A 20,312-nucleotide genomic window follows, 5' to 3' on the forward strand; every position below is an offset into this window, starting at 1 on the left:
GGCCTTTTTTGTTTCCCGCGGGCTCGCGTCTGAACCCGGTGATGTCGCCGATCGGAGCGGTCAGGCCGGCGTAGGGTTCGTTGGCCTTCGCTTGCGCGCGTCCACCCTTCCGGCGGGTCTGCTGAGCACGCCGGCTTCGAGGTTCATGCAACCATCAGGATGCCGGTAAAGGCCAGTGCGAGTCCGATCAAGGTCGCGACCAGTACATCGCTGGGATAGTGCAGGCCGAGAATAATCCGCGAGCTGGCGACCAGCATGGTGAAGGGCACGAGGATCCAGGCAAGCTCGGGAACATAGTAGATGGCGACGCTCGAGAAGCTCACGGCATGAAGCGTATGGCCGGAGGGAAAGCTGTAGCGGTCGAGCGGCGGGACCAGGGCGATGATCTCGGCGGCATAGTGACAGGGTCGTTCGCGACGCGTATAGACCTTCAGCGACTTGTAGAGCGCCAGCGCGACGCCCCCGGTGACGAGCATGTGCACACTGGCCCTGAGGCCGAGGAATCCGTGGGTCATCGGCAGGATGGCGATCAAGCTGTACCAAAAAACCCCGTCGCCGAGCCGACTGACGACGGCGAAAGGGCGTTGAATCCAACGGCGCCGACCGCCGCGGCTCCAGGTGCGGCAGAGTGATACCTCGATCTCATTCAGATGTTGTAGCCACAGTCGCATGGCAAGCCTCCGTTCCACGTTGTCGGTGGATGACCTGAAAGAGACGGTCCTCGACGCTCCGGATGACGCGGTCCCAACTGATCTCCTCGGCCGCGCGGCGGGCCTGTTCTCCGAGCTTTCGGACGCGCGGCAGGTCGCGAGCCAGCTCGCATCCCGCAGCGATGAACGCTTCACGATCTCCTGACGGTAATGTAACCCCGTTCCGCCCGGGATCAATCAGAGATCGTGCCGCGGCATAATCGAAAGCGACGACCGGTAGACCGCTGGCCATCGCCTCGAGCACCACGTTGCCGAAGGTCTCGGTCAGGCTCGGAAAGAGGAAGAGATCGCCCGAGGCGTAATACTTCGAGAGCTCGACGCCGATTTTGGCCCCCGGACAGATGAGCTCGGGGCTCTCGCGTTGGATATGCTCGCGTGCAGGCCCCTCCCCGACCAGGATGAAACGCGCCTTCGGTCGAGCCGATTGAATCGCCTGAAAGGCGTCCCGCGCGAGATCGAGATTCTTCTCCGGTGCAATCCGCCCGACGTAGAGTACGGCCAAGGTGTCCTCGTCGCAGCCCCAACTGCGCCTCAGCGCCTCGTCTCGCCAGGCGGGGGAGAAGAGATCGACGTCCACGCCGCGCCCGAAGACGTGGACATCATGGAATCCCTCGCGTGAGAGTTCCGCCTTGAGCTCGGCGGTGGGGACCAGGGTCGCATCCGATCGGTTGTGGAAATGGCGCAGCGTCTCGGCGATCTGATGGGTGAAGAGGCCGAGACCGTAATGTTGACTGTACTGCTGAAACTGGGTGTGAAATCCGGTCACCGTCGGGATCCCGCGACGGTGCGCGGCGGAGAGCGCGGCGTGGCCGAGTGGGCCCTGGGTGGCGATATAGACGAGATCCGGCGCGGCGCCGCCCCAGAGGCGGCGCAGCCGCCAGTAAACGGGCAGTCCGAATCGCAGACCTCGGTAACCGGGGATCGGCAGGCCGGGGACGAGGTGCACGCCGATTCGGCCGAGCGTCGGTGCAGCCGTGTCGCGTTGCTCGCCGTGCTGGCGAGGCCGGATCAGCTGGATGTCGTGTCCGCGTTCGGCCAAGCCCTCGGCGAGATGCCGCATGGTGTGGGCAACTCCGTTGATCTCGGGCGGATAGGTCTCGGTGACGATCGCGATGCGCAGACGCCCGGAAAACCTATCGGTGTCCCGCGGGATGATGTCAGACGACATGGGCCATTCCACCCGACGGTATGGATTCCGGGCGGCCCGGCGTCGGGTCTGCAATCGCGCCCGGGGTCGGTTCCGGACGCGCTCCGGGAGAGCGTTGCGGCACGGCATCCGGTTGCATGCCGAGGGCCTCGACGATCGCGGTGCGGGTGCGCTCGGCGAGGAGACGTCGGGTGTTGTTGTCGTCGTCGATTGCCACCGGCGGGAGGAAATGGACCTCCGCGGTGAGCCCGGGGTGGCGAATCACCCGCAGCAGATGCGCCAAGAGGGTGTCGTCGCCGATGAAGGGCGCAACGGTGTCCGGCACCTCCTCTGCGTGGCCGCGGTAGGCGATGGCCACCGGTTGAATCCTCAGCCCGGTCTCCTGCGCAAGCGCGAAGAGACGCGGGTGGAACCGCAGCACGCCTGCCCCGTCGCTCGTCGTGCCCTCGGGAAAGAGCATCAAGGTCTGCTCGCAGCCGATCTTGCGGAGCATCCCGGCAATCTCGTCGATGCGGATGGCGCCGCGCTCGACGAACAAGGTGCCCGCGGTCTGCGCCAGCCAGCCGATCAGGGGCCAATCGCGCACCTCGGCCTTGGAGAGGAACGCGATCTCGCCTTGTGCGCCGACCACGGGGATGTCGAGCCAGGAGATGTGGTTGCCGATCAAGAGGCATCCGGGCTGCGCGCGGCCGTAGACGCGAATCCGGATGCCCAGAATCTCGCAGAGCCGTCGTTGCCAGCGCCGGGTCATGGCCGCGACCGGCGGCGGCCGTCGGCCGAGTCGCGAAAGCAGACCGATGTAGAGTGCGAGCGTTGCACCTTTGCTCAAGTGAGCGAGGATGAGTGCAAGCCTGCGGATCGATCGCGCGTGCCGCATCGCGTCACAGACTCGCGGTACGATCGAAAAAGTGTCGCGAGTAGGTCGGATTCAGCGCATCCACATCGAGCAGCATGAGCACATCCGCAACGCCGAAATCAGGGTCGCGACAGGGCTCTCCGCAGACCTTTGCGCCCAGCCTCACGTAGGTGCGCAGCAAGGCCGGCAGCGGTGCATCCAGGACATCGTCGGGCACCTGTGCGGTGCGCAGCGGCACCCGCGGGACGACCCTTAAATCGGGCGAGACCATGGCGTGTCGGCGCAAGCGGTTCATGATGGCCGCGGCCTGGATGTCGTCTTCGCCGAGCGGCATGCTGGCGCAGCCGAACAGATAGTCGAAGCCGTGAAGCTGGATGAAGCCGGCCAGGCCGGACCAGAGCACGGCGATCGCCGGGCCTTGTCGAAACTCGGGCGAGATGCAGGTCCGGCCGACCTCCAGGAGACGGCCCTTAAGCCGGGGGATCGCTCCCAAGTCGAATTCGCTCTCGGAGTAGAAGCGACCGATACGCGCGGCGTTGCGGTCCGTCAGGATCCGCGTGCAGCCGACGACCTCGCCGGTGCGCGTATCGCGCACCAGGAGGTGCTGGCAGTAGGCATCGAGATCGTCTACGTCCAGTCCGCTCGAGCCCGTCTTCAGCTTTGCGCCCAACTCCTCGCCGAAGACCCGATATCTGAGGGCTTGGGCCTCGCGGATCTCCGACTCGGACGCGGCGAGCTCGACGAAGAGGCGTTCCTCGCGCTTGGCGATCAACCCAGACGCAGTCGCAACCATTGCATGCCCTCGAAAAAAGAACCTTTGCGTAGAGGGCGATCATAGATACGGAGTATTGCGGGCGTATGTGGGCTGCGTGACGCCGCCGTGAACGTCGACTCGAACGCCGCGGTGAGTGGCGGGGCGGCGTTGCGACCCGGCCTCAGGGTCTCAGCGAGATGACGGGCCACCCGCGCGATCGGGCGGTCTCGCGAAGCTGCGGATCGGGGTCGACCGCGACCGGCCGGTCGACGCGTTCCAGGAGGGGAAGATCGTTGTGCGAGTCGCTGTAGAAGCTGCTCCCGCCGAGCGTCTCCCGATGCTCGCGCAGCCAGGTCTGCAGACGCTCGACCTTGCCCTCCCGGAATGCCGGTTGGCCGGCGGGCTCGCCGGTGAAGCGCCCGTTCTCCTCGGCCGGCAGCGTCGCGATCAGATGGGCGATTCCGAAACGCTGCGCGATCGGCGCCGTGACGAAGGCGTTCGTCGCGGTGATGATCATGAGTGTGTCTCCGGCCTCGCGGTGCGACTCGACGAGGTCTCTGGCGGCCGGGAGCATGATGGGCTCGATCAGCTCGGCGACGAACCGCTCGCGCAGTGCTTCGAGATGCGCGCGCGGGTGCTCGCGCAGGGGGCGCAGCGAGAATCTCAAGAATTCCGCGATATCCAGGGTTCCGTCCTTGTATTCGCGATAGAAGCGCTCGTTCTGGCTCTCGTAATCATCTGCATCGACGATCCCCGCGGCGGCCAGGAATCGGCCCCACAGATAATCGGAGTCGCCTGCCAGGAGGGTGTTGTCCAGATCGAAGATCGCCAGCGCCATGTCGTTTCCTTCGGTTGATGTCTCGCGGTGCGGTGCGCATCGGCGTCCTGATCGGATGCCGGCGTGGTGCGTCGTCTCGTCGGATGGTCGCGGAATCATACCGGGGTTTCAAGCCGTGGCGGGTGCCTTCGCTCGGTACCCGACGACGGAGCCTCGAGACCGTTTCCGAGGGCATGCGAAAGCCGTTGAGTGGCAATCGCTTATGCAGGTGTCTGCTTGCCGGTCATGCGCCGGATGTGGAAGAATGAGGCAATATGGCCTCACGGACTCGTTTCCTTGATCGATCACGACGGTTTCAGACCCAACGTCGGCATTATCCTGAGCAATCAGGACCGGCGTCTATTTTGGGGTCGTCGCGTCGGCCAAAACGCCTGGCAGTTTCCGCAGGGTGGGATTCATTCCGACGAGACGCCCGAGCAGGCCATGTATCGCGAGCTCGAGGAGGAGGTCGGGCTTCAGCCCCGGCAGGTTACCATCCTCGGCTGCACCCGCGGTTGGCTCAGATATCACCTTCCCAAACGCTACATCCGCCGGCATTGCGGTCCGACCTGCATCGGTCAGAAGCAGGTGTGGTTCATGTTGCGGGTGGATTGCGGCGAGGACTCCTTCTGTCTGGATCGGACCGACAAGCCCGAATTCGATGCCTGGCGCTGGGTGCGCTACTGGCAGCCGCTGCACGAGGTGGTCTACTTCAAGCGCCGTGTCTACATGCAGGCGCTCGAAGAGCTCGCCCCGAGCCTGTACCCGGAGGGTCCGCCCGCCCGTGAGGACGCCCAGTCCCGGGTGGTCGGCTTGATGCATCAGCGCGGACGATGACAGGTCTCGCCGCGGAGCACCTCGAGCGAGGGTCGGTCGGGCTCGACAGCGGCGTGTCGACTGCCGGATCCTCGGCGGCTGCGAGCCAACGCTTGCCGATGCTCGAATCGCTGCGTCGCATCGTGCAGGAGGTCAACAACGCCCCCGACCTCGAGCGCGCGCTCACCATCATCGTTCAGCGGGTCAAACAGGCCGTCGGGGCCGACGTCTGCTCGGTCTATCTCAACGATTTCGACAACCGTCGGCATGTCCTGCATGCCACCGACGGACTGCGCGCCAAGGCGGTCGGTCGGGTGCGGTTGGAGCTGGGGCGGGGGCTGATCGGGTTGGTCAGCGAGCGCGCCGAGCCGATCAACCTGGACGATGCAGTCAGCCATCCGCGCTACCAGCGCATCACGGATACCGGCGAAGAGCAGTATCACGGTTTCCTCGGCGCTCCCATCATCCAGAATCGCAAGGTCTTGGGTGTGCTGGTCCTGCGACAACGCGAAAAACGCCATTTCGGCGACGACGAGGTGACCTTCGTGGTGACCCTCGCATCGCAGCTGGCCGGCGCCATCACCTTTGCACGCACCAACGGCGAGCTCGCGCGTCTGCAGGACGACGGGATCCCGCAGCGCTTTTTGCCCGGCTTGCCGGCCTCGCCCGGTATCGGCATCGGGACCGCCGTGGTGGTTTACCCGCCGGCCGATCTCAACGCCGTTCCGGATCGGCGTGCGGAGAATGCGGACAACGAGGCCAAGGATTTTCTCGGTGCCGTGGAGCATGTGGCCGAGGATCTCGATCGCTTCGCGGCCCGGACCCAAGCGCACCTCAGTACCGAAGACATGGCCCTGTTCGACGCTTGGCGTCTGATGCTCGAGAGCGACACACTGATCGACGGAACCTTGTCACGCATCCGCGCCGGCAATTGGGCTCCCGGGGCGCTGCGCGAGACCATCGCCGAGCACGCCAAGGTGTTCGACGACATGGACGATGCCTATCTGCGCGAACGCGCATCGGACGTGCGTGATCTCGGTCGCTGCATCCTGACCCATCTTCAGAAGCTGGCTGCGGCGCCGATCCATTACGTCCCCAACACCATCCTGGTCGGCGACGAGATCAGCGCGATGCAGATCGCCGACGTCCCGCGCGAGATGCTCGCGGGGATCGTCTCGACCACCGGCTCGGGCTCCTCGCATGTGGGCATCCTGGCGCGGGGTATGGGCGTGCCGGCGGCGATGGCCGTCGCCGACCTGCCGGTCGGGCGTGTCGAGGGACGCGAGCTGGTGGTGGACGGTTATCGCGGGCGGGTCTACGTCGCACCCGGCCCGGCCGTTCGTGCCGAGTATCAGCGTCTCGCCGAAGACGACGCGGCCCTGACCAACGAGCTGCAGGCGTTGCGCCATCTCCCGGCCGAAACCACGGACGGCTATCTGGTGCCGCTCTATCTGAATACGGGTCTGGTCTCCGAGGCGCGCCCGCTGGGCATCGAGGAGTCCGCGGGTGTCGGGCTTTACCGCACCGAGCTACCCTTCATCGTGCGCGATACCTTCCCCGGCGAGGCCGCGCAGATGTCGAACTATCGACAGGTGCTCGAGCTGTTCGCGCCTCGGCCGGTGACCATCCGCACACTGGACATCGGCGGTGACAAGCCGTTGCCCTATTTTCCGATGCACGAGGCCAATCCATTCCTGGGCTGGCGCGGCATCCGCATCACGCTGGATCAGCCCGATATCTTCTTGACCCAGGTTCGCGCCATTCTGCGCGCGTCCATCGGGCTGGATAACCTGCAGATCCTGTTGCCGATGATCAGCACGGTCGGCGAGGTCGACGAGGCACTGCTGCTCATCCATCGCGCGCACGAGGAGTTGCTCGAGGAGGGCTATCAGGTCCGATTGCCGCCGATCGGCGTGATGATCGAGGTCCCGGCTGCCGTCTATCAGTGCGAGGCGCTGGCGCGACGGGTCGATTTCCTGTCCGTCGGGACCAACGATCTCACTCAGTATCTACTCGCGGTCGATCGCAACAATGCCCACGTCGCGAAGCTCTACGACGAGTTTCATCCGGCGGTCTTGCGCGCGTTGCTGCAGATCCTCGCGGGCGCCCGTGTCCATGGCCGCGAGGTGAGCGTGTGCGGGGAGATGGCGGGGGATCCGCTCGCGACCTTCCTCCTGCTCGGGATGGGCGTGCATAGCCTGAGTATGGGCGCCGGAAGTCTGCTGCGCGTGAAGCGCGTGATCCGCAGCATCAGTCGTGCAAGGGCCCGCGAGGTGCTCAAGGTGGCCCTGCAATGCGAGGATGCGGCGTCGGTACGACGCCTGCTTCTGGATGCGCTCGAGGCGGTCGGGCTCGGCGGCTTGGTGCGACCGGGCAAGTAGCCGATACCGAAACCTTTGGCTTCGGTTCAGCGATTCGTTTCAGGTTCCCGGGCGTTCTTCGGAAAGCCTTTCCCGGGATTGAGGATCCCGGCCGGATCGAATTGACGCTTGATGTCGCGCATGAGCGTGAGCACGGGTGCCTCGATCTCGCGGTCGACGAAGTCGCGCTTGGCAATCCCGACGCCGTGCTCGCCCGAAAGCGTTCCGCCGAGTTGTAGTACGAGCGAAAACACGGCGTCCAGACACCGATGCGCGCTCTCGACGGCAACCGGGTCGTCCGGGTCGATCAAGAGATTCACATGGATGTTGCCGTTTCCCGCATGACCGAAGTTCACGATCCGCACGCCGCTCTCCTGCGATAGCCACTCCAGGCCATCGATGAGCTCGGCCATGCGCGAGACCGGGACCACGACATCCTCGTTGATCTTTTTCGGCGCGATATGGCGCAAGGCCGGGGAGAGCGCCTTGCGGGTCTTCCAGAGCGCGGTGACCTCCGCGGCCGACTCGGCACGACGCAGCTCGATCAGACCTGGGTGTTGCGCGGCTGCAGCGACGGCGGTGACGGACTGATCGATGCAGGCGGCAGGTCCGTCGACCTCGATCATCAGCAGCGCGCCGACGCCCTCGGGCAGGTCGAGCCCCGCATGGCGCCGGACGGTGCGGATCGCCGCGGCGTCCATGATCTCCAAGGCGCAGGGGATCACGGGCTGCGCCATGATCGCCGACACGGCGGCCGCGGCCGCGTGGATGTCCGCATAGGCGGCGCGCAGCGTGCGCTTGGCCTCGGGTAGCGGGGTGAGCTTCAGCGTGGCTTCGGTGATGAGGGCGAGTGTGCCCTCCGAGCCGATGATGAGCCGGGTGAGGTCGTAGCCGACCACGCCTTTGGTGGTGAGCACGCCCGTACGCAGTCGCTCGGCGCGACCGTCGATCGCGGTGAGTCCGAGCGTATTCTCGCGCGGCGTTCCGTATTTGACCGCCCTCGGTCCCGCCGAGTTGTAGGCGAGATTTCCGCCGATCGTGCAGCTCGCTGCACTGGTGGGATCGGGTGGCCAGAAGAACCCGAAGGCGCCGACCGCTTGTTGGAGCTGCTCATTGAGCACCCCGGGCTGCACGACGGCGAGGCGATCCTCCGGAGCGATGCGCAGGATGGCGTCCATGCGCTCGAAGGAGAGCACGATGCCGCCGTGGTCCGGAACAGTCGCACCGGTCGTACCGGTCCCGCGCCCCCGCGCGACGAGCGGGACGCCTGCGTCGCGGCAGAGCATGACCAGAGCCGTGACCTGCGCCTCGTCGGCGGCGAAGACGACGCCTCTGGGCAGTGCGTGGAGTCTGCTGTTGTCGTACCCATAGGGCCAGCAATCGGCCGGATCCGTGAGTAAGCGTCCCGCGCCGGCGATCCGCGCAAGACTCTTCAGGAATCCGGAAGACAACTCAGGTGTTGTTGTCGTCGACATACTCGAAGAGCTTCACCACACGCTCGACACCGGGCACGTAACTGGCCTTCTCGGCCGCGGCATCGGCCTCCGCGGGGCTCACGAGACCCATCAGAAAGACCACGCCGTTGTTGGTGACCACCTTGACCCGGGTCGGGTCGAATCCCGGCAGCCGCACGCCGATCAGGTCCGTCTTCACGCGACCCGTGATGTAGGTGTCTTGGGCTTGTCGGGTCAGATCGAGGCGGGGACCGACCCCGATTTCGTCGACGACCCGCTGCACCTTTCCGATGCGGCTCAGCAGCGTCGTGGCCTCTCGTGCCACCTCGGTCGTGTCGGCGGTGCCGGTGAGCAAGAGGGTGCGGTTGTAGCTGGTGACCGCGATTTGGGAGCGGCCCCTGATCTCGGCATTGCCGAACAAGGCGCTCATCGCCTCGAGCTCGATCTGCTGATCGTCGAGGATCACGTTCGCCGGGCGTCGGTCGTGGACCGTTGCGGCGGTGCCGACAGCCGCTGCACCGAAGAGCATCGGCGCGCAGCCGGACAGGAGTGTCGCAGCGAGCAGCAGCAGGGCCGCTGCGACGCGCCGTTGGCGGGTGATCGTCGCCATGAGCACGCCGATTCGACCGAGTCGCATCCGCGTGAAGAGGCCGAAGGGAGTTCTATCATTCAACGGAAAAGGCATTCTTGATCCACTCGATTCGGTCTTCGCCACTGACCGCGACCACGTCGAATCGACAGGGTAACATGGTCGGGTGAGCTTGAAGATAATGGCTCGCGGCCGCCGTCAGACGCTGTTGCTTGCGTCGGTCGACCGTCTCGGCCGGCGTCCCGAATCGCTCCGAGCGTCGGTATCTGACCTCGACGAAGACCAGGGTCGCGCCGTCGCGCATCACCAGGTCGATCTCGCCGAAGCGGCAGCGGTGATTGCGCGCGATGGGTTGCAGATGGCGGCGTTTCAGATAATCCTCGGCGAGCCGTTCCTTGGCGTCGCCGACACCCCGGGTTCCGACTGCTGCGTCGGTCGTCCCCGAGGACGGGCGACGCGTGTCGCCGCTCAAGGGGTCTCCGAGGCTGGCGTATCGGACGGCTCACCCGCCTCGAGCACGCCTGTGTCGCCGAAGCGTCCGAGTGCGAGCTGGCGCTGGATGCGGCCCAGCGCGTCGATTGAAAGACCGCCGGTTTGTCCCGGATAAAAGGCGCCCGGGCTTTTGGCCAGCGCGGGCAGTCGCGGGGCGATGCGGTAGGCGTCGATCCCCATCGCGTACAGACGGGCCAGCGGATTGGCGACCTCGAACGAGGATCCGCTCAGGCGTCTCCGCGACAGAGCACCCTCTCCGCGACTGTTCAGCATCCAGGGGATATCGACGAAATACAGCCCCGACAGGACCCGGTCTCGATTCGGATCGAAGACGCCCGAGTAGACGTGCGACGTGGACATGACCGTCACCGACGATCTGCTCAGCCGGATCTGCGGATACAGATTGTGTGCGAGCTCGTTGGTCGCGACCAGGAAGACGACATCCGCCTTCGAGTCGCCGAGCAGGGCGGTCACCGTCTTCTCGAAGCTGCGCGCTGTCGGGTTGTAGACGGCTTCGGCCTCCAGCGTTCCGCCTAGTCGGCGCCATTGGTTGCGGAATGCACTGGCTAGACGCGCTCCCCACGGCCCTTCCGGATACAGCACTGCAGCGCGTTTCAGACCCATCGCGGCGGCCTTGTCGGCAACCTCCGCCGCCTCGTTCTCGGGCGAGAGCGAGAACTGAAAGAGGTTCGCGGCGGGCTGGCTGTCGCGGGTCGTCTGGTTCAGGGCCAGCGTCGGCACCGCGAGCGCGGGCCCGGCCGCGAGGCTGTCCACCGATTCCTTCTCGAGCGGGCCGATCACATAATCCGCGCCGCCCGCCACGGCCTTCGCGTGAATGGCGCGGGCACGCGTCGTTTGGGTGCTGTCGATGAAGTCGAGCGCCGGTCGGTTGCCGCTGCTGTCGGCTCGGCTGGCCGCCTCGATGCCGTCCTTCACCGATGTGGCGGCGCCCGCGAAGCGTCCCCCGCGCGGGAGCATGACCGTCAGGCTGTCGCCCGAGGCGTACCCCCCCGACAGGATCTTGACGTACGCCTCGGCCAATCCCGGATGGGCCGGATGGCCGAGTCGTTTGGCGTGCTCTTGGCGATAGCGGGTCTGAAATGTCGCAGGATCCGCGCCTGCGTCGCGTGCCAGGAGCGCGATCTCCGCCCAGCCTTTCATGGCTCCGCCTGCGCTGCGTGAGAGCTTGCGCAGTTGCTCGGTGTTCAGTGCGCTCAAGGTCGTGACCAGAGAGACCTGATTCAGCAGACGTGCATCCTCGTTGTCGAGCAGCCGATCGAGCGCGATCAACGACTCGGCCGAGGCGACGGGATCATTGGCGAGACGCTGGGCGGCGGCGAGTGTGCCGAGCCGTTGAATCTTCAGATCCTTCGGCAAGGTTTGGACCTGCACGGCCCGGAGTCGCGCGATCGCATCCTTGGGGCGTCGGTCCAAGAGGGCGAGATCCGCCTCGATCAGCAAGAGCTGCTCGCGCTGCCTGATCGTGAGCGCCGGGCGCGAAATCTCGCCGATGGTCTGCTGTGCCTGCCGCGTGTCGCCGGCTGCGAGGTAGGCGCGTGCCGCCTTCAATTGGAGTTGCCCGCGCGCCGGTGGCGTTGTTCCATTTGCGATGTCCAGATACATCTTGGCCGCCGCGTCCGCCTGTCCTTGCGCGGCGAGCGCATCGGCCTGTCTCAGCGGCTCCCCCGCGACCGGCGCCAGCAGGCGCGCCTCGTCCCGGGCTGGATCGATCGCGCATCCGGCCAGTGAAAGGGCAACGAGTGAAACGGCAACGAGGAGAGCGACGACTGTGATCGGAGTGGACAGGGGACGGTGGTCAACGCGATTCTTGAGCATGATCCGTTCCGGTTCGAGACGTTGGGAGGCAGGGTGCAGCAGTCAACAGGGGTACTATACGTGGTCGCCACGCCGATCGGCAATCTCGGGGATATGACCGATCGGGCACGTAAGGTGTTGAGCGAGGTCGATTTGATCGCGGCGGAGGATACCCGCCAGACGCTTCGGCTGCTGACGCATTTCGGCATCTCGTCCAAGCTCGTGGCCTATCACGATCACAACGAGGCCAACGTTGCGCCTCGGCTTTTGGCCGAGATCGAAGCCGGCCGGAGCATCGCACTCGTCTCCGATGCGGGTACGCCCCTGATCAGCGATCCCGGGTTCAGCCTTGTCGCCGCGGCGCGTGAACGGGGTTTGGCCGTCGTGCCGGTGCCGGGCGCCAATGCCGCCATCTGCGCCCTCTCGGCGGCGGGTTTGCCGAGCGATCGCTTCTTGTTCGTCGGATTTCCCCCGCGCACCCGGTCGCACCGCCTGGCCTGGCTCGGCGAGCTCGAGGGCGAGCGTGGCACGCTGATCCTCTACGAGAGCGGCAAGCGGATCCTCGCCACACTGCGTGATCTCGGCGAAGCGCTGGGGGAGACGCGGCGCCTGGTCCTGGCGCGCGAGCTGACAAAGCACTTCGAGACCTTCCTCGTCGGCACCGCGTCCGAGTTGGCTCAGCGTCTCGAGGAAGACGCCGAGCAGCGCCTCGGCGAGTTGGTCGTCCTGATCGAGGGGAGCGCCGATACGCGCGATCCGGATCGGGCGGAGGCGGAGCGGGTCCTGCGTATCCTCGGCGAGACCCTGCCGTTGGCTCAGGCGGTGGCGATTGCGGCGCGCCTGACCGGCATCAAGAAGAATGCGCTCTACCGCCTCGGCCTCGAGCTGGATTTGGGTCACGGCGTGGACGACGTCGTCGCGACCGACAACCAGGCGTAAGGCGTGCCGGTGCGGCAAGCGTTTGCGATCGATCGAGACCGGAAGCCTCGCTTGGCGTTATACTGTTTGACTGGGAGTCGGCCGGACAGTCGCGCTCGCCTTTCATGGCGAGGGAGGAAAGTCCGGGCTCCATAGGGCAGGGTGCCAGGTAACGCCTGGGGGGCGCGAGTCCACGGAAAGTGCCACAGAAAAGATACCGCCGACCCCGTCTTCGTGACGGGAGGTAAGGGTGAAATGGTGCGGTAAGAGCGCACCGCGCTGGTGGCAACAGCAGCGGCAGGGTAAACCCCACCCGGAGCAAGACCAAATAGGGGGGCATGCAGCCCCGAGCTGCAGCGCGCGGCCCGCGCGTGCTCCCGGGTAGGTCGCTCGAGGCGTACGGTGACGTACGTCCCAGATGAATGACTGTCCCCGACAGAACCCGGCTTACAGGCCGGCTCCCGGACCCTTCCCCGGATCCTTCCCGGATCCGACCGACGGCAGCCGCGCTGCCGCATCCCCGTGGCTTGAGACTCTCCTGAAGAACCGCTTCAGCTTTTCCTGTTAGTTGCATGAAAAAAAATGTTTTACGCAGAGGTTATGCTGTGCTGATGGCGGCGCTTCTAAGTTGCTGTCAGTGAAGAATTAAAACTGCGCATCAGCTTGACGATCCTCTTGGGCAGCTCTAAGATGAGACTGAAGTGGGGGAAAGTGGGGAATTGGGGAAGGAGTCGCCTGGCGCAAGTCACCACGGGGGGCGGCCGTGTTTCGGGGGGTCTTCATCGTCAATCTCGACGTCAAAGGGCGTCTTGCGGTTCCTGCAAAGTACCGCGAGCGCCTGCAGATGTCGTGCAACTCCCGACTTGTCGTCACCGTCGACCGCGACCGCTGCCTCTTGCTCTACCCGGAGCCCGAGTGGGAGTCGATCGAGGCAAAGCTCTCTGCACTTCCCGCGTTCGACAACACGGCCCGTGCGATCCAGCGCCTCTATATCGGCAACGCACAGGAGGTTGAGATGGACGCCCAGGGCCGAATCCTGCTGCCGCAGTACCTACGTGATTTCGCCTCGCTGGACAAGCGTGTCGCCTTCGTCGGCCAGGGCTCGAAGTTCGAGCTTTGGGACGAGCCTGCATGGAATGCGCGCAACGAAGCGGCGCTCGGCGATGCGGGCATCGGAGAGCTGGCGACAGCAGCCGGGCTCGGTTCCTTGACGCTTTAGAGTATTCCTTTGATTGAGCAACAACATCTGCCGGTTCTGCTGGAGGAGAGCGTGCACGCCTTGGTCGTGGATCCGAACGGTATCTATGTCGACGGCACCTTCGGGCGTGGCGGGCACAGTCGTGCCGTTCTGGCGCGCCTCGGCGAGGCCGGTCGACTGATCGCGATCGATCGCGATCCCGAGGCGGTTTCCGTGGGGGGCGAGCTTGCGCGTGCCGATCGGCGATTCACGATGGTGTCCGGGCGCTTCGGCTCGATCACCGAGCTGCTCGCGCGCATCGGCGTCCAAGGCAACCTCTGCGGGCTGCTGCTGGATTTCGGGGTCTCCTCGCCTCAGCTCGACACGGCGGAGCGCGGTTTCAGTTTTTCTTCCGAAGGTCCGCTTGATCTGAGGATGGACCCTACCCGCGGCGAATCGGCGGCGCAATGGCTGGCGCATGCGTCCGATGCCGAGATCGTCCAGGTCCTGTTCGACTTCGGCGAGGAGCGTTTCGCCAAGCGTATCGCGCGCAATATCGTCGCGCAGCGCAGCGAGAGCCCCTTGACGACGACGACCCAGCTCGCCGCACTGGTTGCGCGGTCGGTTCCGACGCGCGAGCCCGGCAAGCACCCGGCAACACGGACCTTCCAGGCCCTGCGCATCCGGATCAACGACGAGCTCGAGGAGATCCAGGATTGCCTGCGCCAATCCTGTGACCTCTTGGCCCATGCAGGACGGCTGGTCGTCATCAGTTTTCACTCTCTGGAGGATCGTATCGTCAAGCGCTTCATGCGCACGGAGTCGCGCGGTCCCCTCCTGCCCAAGGGCCTCCCGGTGACCGCCGAGGAATCGCGCGGGCGCTTGCGCATCCTCGGCAAGCCGGTGCGGCCTTCGCCCGCCGAGGTCGCGTCCAATCCACGAGCACGCAGCGCCATCATGCGCGTCGCGGAGCGCCTCGCATGAGTGCCCGCCCGCTTTGGATTTTGGTCGGACTGGTCTTGGCCGTGACCCTGTCGGCGATCGCCGTGGTGTACACCAAGTACCAGACGCGAATCCATTTCGGCCAATTGCAGGAGCTGCGCGCCCAACGCGACGCCGTCGACGTGGAGTGGAATCGGCTCCGTCTCGAGGAGGCTGCACTCTCGACGCACGTGCGGGTCGAGCGCAAGGCCAGGGACCAGCTCGGCATGTTCAATCCAAGGTTCGAGGATGTCTTGATGATCGAGGAGGTCGGCCGTGTCTACCCGTAATCGCCGTGCTCGACGTCCCGAGCCGCGGCGCGCCAAGCCGGATCTCGCGCTGCGTCGCCGTCTGTTGGTCGGTCTCCTGTCGAGCGCCTTCGTCGTCCTCTCGGCGGCGGTTTTCTATCGTCAAGTCGTCGAGACCGACTATCTGCGCAGCGAGGGCGAGCGCCGCTATCTGCGCGTGGGCGAGATTGCCGCGCGGCGGGGCATGATCACAGACCGCAACGGCGAGCCGCTGGCGGTGAGCACCCCGGTGGAGACGGTCTGGGGCGAGCCGCGCAAGCTGGCCGAGCGACGCGATGCGATCCCGCCGTTGGCCATTGCGCTGGGGCTCGAGCCGAAGGCGCTGCAGGAACGGCTCGACGCCACCTCCGAGCGCGGATTTCTCTATCTCAAGCGGCGCGTCAGCTTCGAGGAAGCCCGCGCGGTACGGCAGGTCATCGCCGATCACGATCTCGCGGGCGTGGACTTCGAGACCGAGTACCGTCGCTTCTATCCGGGTGTCGAGGTCTTCGGGCACGTCCTCGGCTTTACCGACATCGACGACAAGGGACAGGAGGGTATCGAGCTCACGTACGATTCCTGGCTGAAATCCGAGCCCGGCTTGCGCCGGGTGATTCGCGACGGTCGACAGCAGATCGTCCAGGAGATCGAGCAGGTCCGTGCACCACGCCAGGGTGCGGATCTCGCGCTCAGTCTCGACCGACGCCTCCAGTTCCTCGCCTACCGCGAGCTCAAGGCCGCCGTGGCCGAGCACAAGGCGGTCGGCGGGACGCTGGTGGCCTTGGATGTCGAGACCGGCGAGATCCTCGCGATGGTCAATCAGCCGGGCTACAACCCGAATGCACAGCGCGGCGGCAGCAGCGAGCGTCGCCGCAATCGTGCCGTGACCGACGTCATGGAGCCGGGCTCGACGATCAAGCCGTTCGTCGTGGCTGCCGCACTGGAGCGGGGCTTGATCAAGCCGACGACGACGATTGCGACGCGGGGCGGGTCGATGGCGGTCGGGCGCAATACCGTCAAGGACGTGCGCAATTACGGCAACCTCGATGTGACCGGGGTCATCACCAAGTCGAGCAACGTCGGCGTCGTGAAGATCGCACAGATGATGAGCTACGGCGATCTTTGGGGTCTTTACGATCAGCTCGGCTTCGGGCACGCGACCGCTGTCGGGGTGCCGGGCGAGAGCCGGGGCGTGCTGCGACATCATTCGACGTGGCGCGTCTTCGAGCATGCCACCCAGTCCTTCGGATACGGATTGTCGGTCACGGCACTGCAACTGGCGCAAGCCTACGGCGTGTTGGCCGCCGACGGCGTCAAGCGACCTGTGTCCCTGTTGCGGCGGGATCCCGCGTCGCCCGTGCCTGCGGGCGAGGAGACGCGTGTCCTCGGCGCCGAAACGGCGCGCAAGGTGCGGGCGATGATGGAGACGGTGGTCTCGGATCAAGGCACGGCGAAACGTGCCGCCATCACCGGCTATCGGGTCGCCGGCAAGACCGGGACGGCCAAAAAATCGGCAGGGCGCGCCGGCTACGGCGGCGGGCGCTATCAAGCGGTGTTCGCCGGTTTTGCTCCGGCAGGCTCGCCGCGCCTGGTGATCGCCGTGATGATCGACGAGCCGAAGGGCAAGTCCTACTACGGCGGGCTCGTCGCCGCGCCCGTCTTCCAGAAGGTGATGGAAGGCGCCCTGCGTCTGTTCAATGTCCCGCCGGACGATCCGCAGCCCTCGATGCTTCTGGCGCGACGCGAGGTCAAGCCATGATGGCGGATCGCGTCCTCGGCTCGCCGAACCCAGACTCGGAGATCTTTGCGATCACCGGGGCGCGCGGCAAAACCAGTGTCGCCCACGCGCTTGCGCAGGTGTTGGCCGTCGAGTGGCCTTGCGGTGTCATCGCCACGGTCGGTCATGGGTTTCCCGGCGACCTCAAGGCGACAGGCGAACGCGACCTAGGCGACCTCGAGGCGATGCTCGAGGGGCTCTGCTCCCGCGGTGCCCGGGCCGTCGCGATCGAGGTCTCCTTCGACGCACTCGCGCGCTCCCGAGCAGAGGATCTTCACTTCAGCCATGCGCTCTTCACCGGTCTCGGCGGCGTCGATCCTAGCGAAGCGGGCGAGTCGCCGGCCATCGCCGAGGCCGTCCTGCGCCTCTTCAGGTCTCCGGGTCTGAAATGGGCCGTCCTGAATCTGTGCGATCCCTTTTCGAAAACGATCCTGAGCGTGCTTCCCGTCGGGGTGGGGGTTGCGGGGTTCGTCGCGGATCCGACCGCGGAGCCGCTCGATGATGCCGTCCTGGCTGCATGCGACATCTGCATTCGCGCCCGATCGATCGCCCCGATGCCGAGAGGCCTGGGTCTGCGCGTTGCCTGCGAAACGCGGGATGCCTGTGCCGAGGCGGAGCTTGCCCTCGGTTTGATCGGCGCCTTCAACGTGGCCAATCTTCTCGCCGTCATGGCCGTACTGCTTGCGCGGGGCCTTCCGCTCGAGCGCGCTGCACGGGTGTCGAGTCGCATCCAGTGCGTGCCGGGCCGGATGGAGTGCTTCGGCGGCGAGCATACGCCACTCGTGGTGGTCGACGAGGCCCGGACACCGGCCGGACTCGAGACGGCGCTCGTGAACCTGCGCAAACACGGCCCGCGGCGCATCTTCACGGTCTTCGGCTGCGGCGGCGGGCGTGATCCCGGCATACGCCCCGTCATGGGGTCCATTGCCGAGCGTCTGAGCGACGAGCTGATCCTCGCCGACGACAACCCGCGTGGCGAGTGTGCCGAGAGGATCATCGCGGATATCCTCGCCGGCGTCCTCGATCCGAGCCGCGTGCGGGTGCAACGCCGACGCGGTCTCGCGATCCGCACCGCGATCGCCCTGGCCGGCATCGGGGATGCCGTGCTCGTGGCCGGCAAAGGTCACGAGACGATCCAGGAGATGGGTGAGCTTAAGGTGCGCTTCAGCGACCGTGCCCAGGTCGTCGAGGCCCTGCGCGAATGGCAGGAGGGTTGTCGATGATGTGGTCCCTTGCTCAAGCCGTTGCGCGCGCCGGTGGCCGTCTCGAAGGAGAAGATCGCCGCTTCGTCTCGGTCGGCACCGACAGCCGTGTCGATTGCAGCGGCCAGCTCTTTGTCGCCCTGCGCGGCGAGCGCTTCGACGGGCATGACCATGTCGCCGCCGCGCGCGCCGCGGGTGCCGTCGCGGCGATGGTTGATCACCCGCTCCCGGTGGACCTGCCGCAGTGGATCGTCGAAGACACACGCTCCGGGCTCGGGGCACTCGCCGCGGCTTGGCGCGACGTCTTCCCCGGGCGGATCGTCGCCATCACGGGGAGCAACGGCAAGACCACGGTCAAGGAGATGGTCGCCGCCATCCTCGCGCAGGTCGGCAGCGTCCGCGCGACCCGCGGCAATCTGAACAACGATATCGGGATGCCCCTGACCCTTTTGAGCGCCCGGGACGAGACCTTTCTCGTCCTCGAAATGGGTGCCAATCATCACGGCGAGATCGGCTACATGACCGATATCGCGCGTCCCGATGTCGCACTCATCACCAATGCCGGACGCGCTCACCTGGAAGGCTTCGGCAGCGTCGACGGTGTCGCCCGCGCGAAAGGCGAGATCGCCCGCGGAGTGCCGACCGACGGGGTTTTCGTCTTCGCAGGCGACTCCCCTTACGCCGGTCTCTGGCGCGAGCTGGCCGAGGATCGCCATGTCCTGACCTTCGCACTCGAGGGTAGTGCGGATCTCCGGGCGGATCGCTCGGCGATCCGGGTCGAGTGGACCGAGGCGGGTTTCGGCACCCATGTCGTCGCTCATCACGACGGCAAGGCGATCCCGATCGACCTGCGTCTGGCCGGCGAGCACAACGCCCGCAACGCCTTGGCCGCGGCTGCGACGGCGCTGGCGCTCGGCATCGCGCCGGGCGCGATCCAGGCCGGCCTCGCGACGCTGATGCCCGTGAAGGGTCGTCTGTGTCCCCGTCGGTGTGGTGAGATCGGTGTCATCGACGACACCTACAACGCCAACCCGGACTCGATCGCCGCAGCGATTCAAGTCCTCGCGGGCCTGTCGGGGCGGCGCTGGCTGGTCTTGGGAGATCTTGCCGAGCTGGGTCCGGAGGCCGATGCACTGCACCGCGAGATCGGCGCGCGCGCGCGCGACGCCGGTATCGAGCGTCTTTTCAGCGTGGGCATCCTGAGCACGTCGGCGGCGTCCGCCTTCGGCGACGGCGCACGCCACTTTGCCGACCAGGGGGATCTCGTGCGCGCGCTCCGGACCGAGCTGTCCGCAGGTGACCGTATCCTGGTCAAGGGCTCGCGCTCCGCCCGGATGGAACAGGTTGTCGAGGCGCTGTGCGCCGTAGGAGAGAGTTAGGTGCTGCTTTACCTCGCCGAATGGCTGTCGCAGTTTCAAACCGGATTCAACGTCTTCCGGTATCTGACCCTGCGCGCCATCATGGGCGTGCTCACGGCGCTCGCGATCGCTTTGCTTGTCGGCCGACCGATGATCACCCGTCTGCGCGCCTACAAGGTCGGCCAGATGGTACGCGACGACGGCCCGCAGAGCCATCTGTCCAAGGCCGGTACGCCGACCATGGGCGGTGCGCTCATCCTCGTCGCGGTCGCGGTCAGCACGCTGTTGTGGGCCGATCTGGACAACCGCTATGTCTGGATCGTGCTCCTGACCACGCTTGCGTTCGGCCTGGTCGGTCTGGTGGACGACTACAAGAAGCTGGTGCTGCGCAACCCGCGCGGATTGGCGGCGCGCTGGAAGTATCTCTGGCAGACCGTCGCGGGCTTTGCCGCGGCAATCGCGCTCTATGTCACCGCAGGCTCTCCGGCCGAGACCGAGCTGCTGATTCCGTATCTGAAGGACGTCTCGATCCAGCTCGGGCCCTGGTTCATTCTGCTGACCTATTTCGTGATCGTCGGGGCCAGCAACGCGGTCAATCTGACCGATGGCCTGGACGGCCTCGCCGTCATGCCCACGGTCTTGGTCGCCGGTGCATTGGCGGTCTTCGTCTATGCCGCGAGCCATGGACCGATCTCCGGTTATCTCCTGATCCCGCACATCCCGGAGGTCGGGGAGCTGGTCGTCTTCTGCGGCGCCTTGGTCGGCGCGGGTTTGGGGTTTCTCTGGTTCAACGCCTATCCGG

19 protein-coding genes and 1 other RNA gene are annotated in these 20,312 nt (G+C 66.0%); 11 read left to right on the forward strand and 9 right to left on the reverse strand.

All coding sequences use genetic code 11. The annotated features are described in order from the left end of the window. Positions 1-143: 143 nt before the first annotated feature. The 5 genes from B4N44_RS12450 to B4N44_RS12470 all read right to left on the reverse strand — a co-directional run bounded on the left by B4N44_RS12450 (position 144) and on the right by B4N44_RS12470 (position 4,305). On the reverse strand, positions 144-671 hold the full coding sequence (locus B4N44_RS12450) for a phosphatase PAP2 family protein (RefSeq protein ID WP_296701251.1): 528 nt from the start codon (positions 669-671) through the stop codon (positions 144-146). After that, positions 643-1,878, reverse strand: coding sequence for a glycosyltransferase family 4 protein (locus tag B4N44_RS12455; RefSeq protein ID WP_296701254.1), 1,236 nt, complete (start codon positions 1,876-1,878; stop codon positions 643-645). The genes B4N44_RS12450 and B4N44_RS12455 overlap by 29 nt, the downstream gene beginning before the upstream one ends. Then, positions 1,868-2,734 carry a lysophospholipid acyltransferase family protein gene (locus B4N44_RS12460; protein WP_296701256.1) on the reverse strand — a complete coding sequence of 289 codons (867 nt, stop codon included), beginning with the start codon at positions 2,732-2,734 and terminating at the stop codon, positions 1,868-1,870. The genes B4N44_RS12455 and B4N44_RS12460 overlap by 11 nt, the downstream gene beginning before the upstream one ends. A 4-nt stretch (positions 2,735-2,738) precedes the next feature. Then, the gene (locus B4N44_RS12465) at positions 2,739-3,506 is read right to left on the reverse strand and encodes a GNAT family N-acetyltransferase (RefSeq protein ID WP_296701258.1); all 768 of its coding nucleotides are present in this window, start codon (positions 3,504-3,506) and stop codon (positions 2,739-2,741) included. Positions 3,507-3,648: 142 nt separating this feature from the next. Further along, positions 3,649-4,305, reverse strand: coding sequence for an HAD family hydrolase (locus tag B4N44_RS12470; RefSeq protein WP_296701260.1), 657 nt, complete (start codon positions 4,303-4,305; stop codon positions 3,649-3,651). 276 nt (positions 4,306-4,581) lie between these two features. On the opposite strand from B4N44_RS12470, the gene B4N44_RS12475 reads away from it, so the two are divergent. Beyond that, positions 4,582-5,121 carry an RNA pyrophosphohydrolase gene (locus B4N44_RS12475; protein ID WP_296701261.1) on the forward strand — a complete coding sequence of 180 codons (540 nt, stop codon included), beginning with the start codon at positions 4,582-4,584 and terminating at the stop codon, positions 5,119-5,121. A gap of 98 nt (positions 5,122-5,219) precedes the next feature. Further along, a complete protein-coding gene (gene ptsP / locus B4N44_RS12480) occupies positions 5,220-7,481 on the forward strand; it encodes a phosphoenolpyruvate--protein phosphotransferase (protein ID WP_296701304.1) in 2,262 nt (753 codons plus the stop codon). 26 nt (positions 7,482-7,507) lie between these two features. On the opposite strand, the gene B4N44_RS12485 is transcribed toward ptsP, so the two are convergent. From B4N44_RS12485 to B4N44_RS12500, 4 genes are read right to left on the reverse strand one after another with little or no spacing between them, the layout of a single operon-like run. Next, positions 7,508-8,935, reverse strand: a complete 1,428-nt coding sequence (locus B4N44_RS12485) for an FAD-binding oxidoreductase (protein ID WP_296701263.1) — start codon at positions 8,933-8,935, stop codon at positions 7,508-7,510. Then, entirely contained in the window at positions 8,913-9,587 is a 675-nt protein-coding gene (locus B4N44_RS12490) for a BON domain-containing protein (RefSeq protein ID WP_296701265.1), read from the reverse strand. Before B4N44_RS12490 ends, B4N44_RS12485 begins: the two co-directional genes overlap by 23 nt. Then, positions 9,580-9,975 (reverse strand): YraN family protein, encoded by a 396-nt coding sequence (locus B4N44_RS12495; protein ID WP_296701267.1) that lies wholly within the window; start codon positions 9,973-9,975, stop codon positions 9,580-9,582. The genes B4N44_RS12490 and B4N44_RS12495 overlap by 8 nt, the downstream gene beginning before the upstream one ends. Continuing rightward, positions 9,972-11,831: a penicillin-binding protein activator gene (locus B4N44_RS12500; protein ID WP_296701270.1), complete on the reverse strand. Its 1,860-nt coding sequence runs from the start codon at positions 11,829-11,831 to the stop codon at positions 9,972-9,974. Before B4N44_RS12500 ends, B4N44_RS12495 begins: the two co-directional genes overlap by 4 nt. Before the next feature lie 33 nt (positions 11,832-11,864). On the opposite strand from B4N44_RS12500, the gene rsmI reads away from it, so the two are divergent. From rsmI to mraY, 9 genes are all read left to right on the forward strand, one after another. After that, the gene (rsmI, locus tag B4N44_RS12505) at positions 11,865-12,749 is read left to right on the forward strand and encodes a 16S rRNA (cytidine(1402)-2'-O)-methyltransferase (protein ID WP_296701273.1); all 885 of its coding nucleotides are present in this window, start codon (positions 11,865-11,867) and stop codon (positions 12,747-12,749) included. A gap of 73 nt (positions 12,750-12,822) precedes the next feature. Next, positions 12,823-13,194: RNase P RNA component class A (gene rnpB / locus B4N44_RS12510), an RNA gene on the forward strand. Positions 13,195-13,491: 297 nt separating this feature from the next. Next, positions 13,492-13,947 carry a division/cell wall cluster transcriptional repressor MraZ gene (gene mraZ, locus B4N44_RS12515; RefSeq protein ID WP_296701275.1) on the forward strand — a complete coding sequence of 152 codons (456 nt, stop codon included), beginning with the start codon at positions 13,492-13,494 and terminating at the stop codon, positions 13,945-13,947. 9 nt (positions 13,948-13,956) lie between these two features. Further along, positions 13,957-14,889, forward strand: a complete 933-nt coding sequence (rsmH, locus tag B4N44_RS12520; protein ID WP_296701278.1) for a 16S rRNA (cytosine(1402)-N(4))-methyltransferase RsmH — start codon at positions 13,957-13,959, stop codon at positions 14,887-14,889. Further along, a complete protein-coding gene (gene ftsL, locus B4N44_RS12525) occupies positions 14,886-15,176 on the forward strand; it encodes a cell division protein FtsL (protein WP_296701281.1) in 291 nt (96 codons plus the stop codon). Before rsmH ends, ftsL begins: the two co-directional genes overlap by 4 nt. Next, positions 15,163-16,932 (forward strand): peptidoglycan D,D-transpeptidase FtsI family protein, encoded by a 1,770-nt coding sequence (locus tag B4N44_RS12530; protein ID WP_296701284.1) that lies wholly within the window; start codon positions 15,163-15,165, stop codon positions 16,930-16,932. Before ftsL ends, B4N44_RS12530 begins: the two co-directional genes overlap by 14 nt. After that, complete coding sequence (locus B4N44_RS12535) at positions 16,929-18,173, forward strand: Mur ligase family protein (protein WP_296701288.1); 1,245 nt, start codon at positions 16,929-16,931, stop codon at positions 18,171-18,173. The genes B4N44_RS12530 and B4N44_RS12535 overlap by 4 nt, the downstream gene beginning before the upstream one ends. Continuing rightward, a complete protein-coding gene (locus tag B4N44_RS12540; RefSeq protein WP_296701307.1) occupies positions 18,173-19,531 on the forward strand; it encodes a UDP-N-acetylmuramoyl-tripeptide--D-alanyl-D-alanine ligase in 1,359 nt (452 codons plus the stop codon). Before B4N44_RS12535 ends, B4N44_RS12540 begins: the two co-directional genes overlap by 1 nt. Further along, positions 19,532-20,312 (forward strand): phospho-N-acetylmuramoyl-pentapeptide-transferase (mraY, locus tag B4N44_RS12545; RefSeq protein WP_296701290.1); only part of this gene is annotated, 781 nt, incomplete at its 3' end.

Origin of the sequence: Thiocapsa sp. UBA6158 (genome assembly GCF_002423035.1) — a bacterium.
GTDB lineage: Bacteria > Pseudomonadota > Gammaproteobacteria > Chromatiales > Chromatiaceae > Thiocapsa.

Coding starts and splice junctions, on each gene's coding strand:
- B4N44_RS12465 (WP_296701258.1), bottom strand. CDS start 3,506: ATGGTTGCGACTGCGTCTGGGTTGATCGCCAAGCGCGAGGAACGCCTC.
- B4N44_RS12540 (WP_296701307.1), top strand. CDS start 18,173: ATGTGGTCCCTTGCTCAAGCCGTTGCGCGCGCCGGTGGCCGTCTCGAA.
- B4N44_RS12485 (WP_296701263.1), bottom strand. CDS start 8,935: ATGTCGACGACAACAACACCTGAGTTGTCTTCCGGATTCCTGAAGAGT.
- B4N44_RS12460 (WP_296701256.1), bottom strand. CDS start 2,734: ATGCGGCACGCGCGATCGATCCGCAGGCTTGCACTCATCCTCGCTCAC.
- B4N44_RS12500 (WP_296701270.1), bottom strand. CDS start 11,831: ATGCTCAAGAATCGCGTTGACCACCGTCCCCTGTCCACTCCGATCACA.
- B4N44_RS12535 (WP_296701288.1), top strand. CDS start 16,929: ATGATGGCGGATCGCGTCCTCGGCTCGCCGAACCCAGACTCGGAGATC.
- B4N44_RS12450 (WP_296701251.1), bottom strand. CDS start 671: ATGCGACTGTGGCTACAACATCTGAATGAGATCGAGGTATCACTCTGC.
- ftsL (WP_296701281.1), top strand. CDS start 14,886: ATGAGTGCCCGCCCGCTTTGGATTTTGGTCGGACTGGTCTTGGCCGTG.
- ptsP (WP_296701304.1), top strand. CDS start 5,220: ATGCTCGAATCGCTGCGTCGCATCGTGCAGGAGGTCAACAACGCCCCC.
- B4N44_RS12455 (WP_296701254.1), bottom strand. CDS start 1,878: ATGTCGTCTGACATCATCCCGCGGGACACCGATAGGTTTTCCGGGCGT.
- B4N44_RS12470 (WP_296701260.1), bottom strand. CDS start 4,305: ATGGCGCTGGCGATCTTCGATCTGGACAACACCCTCCTGGCAGGCGAC.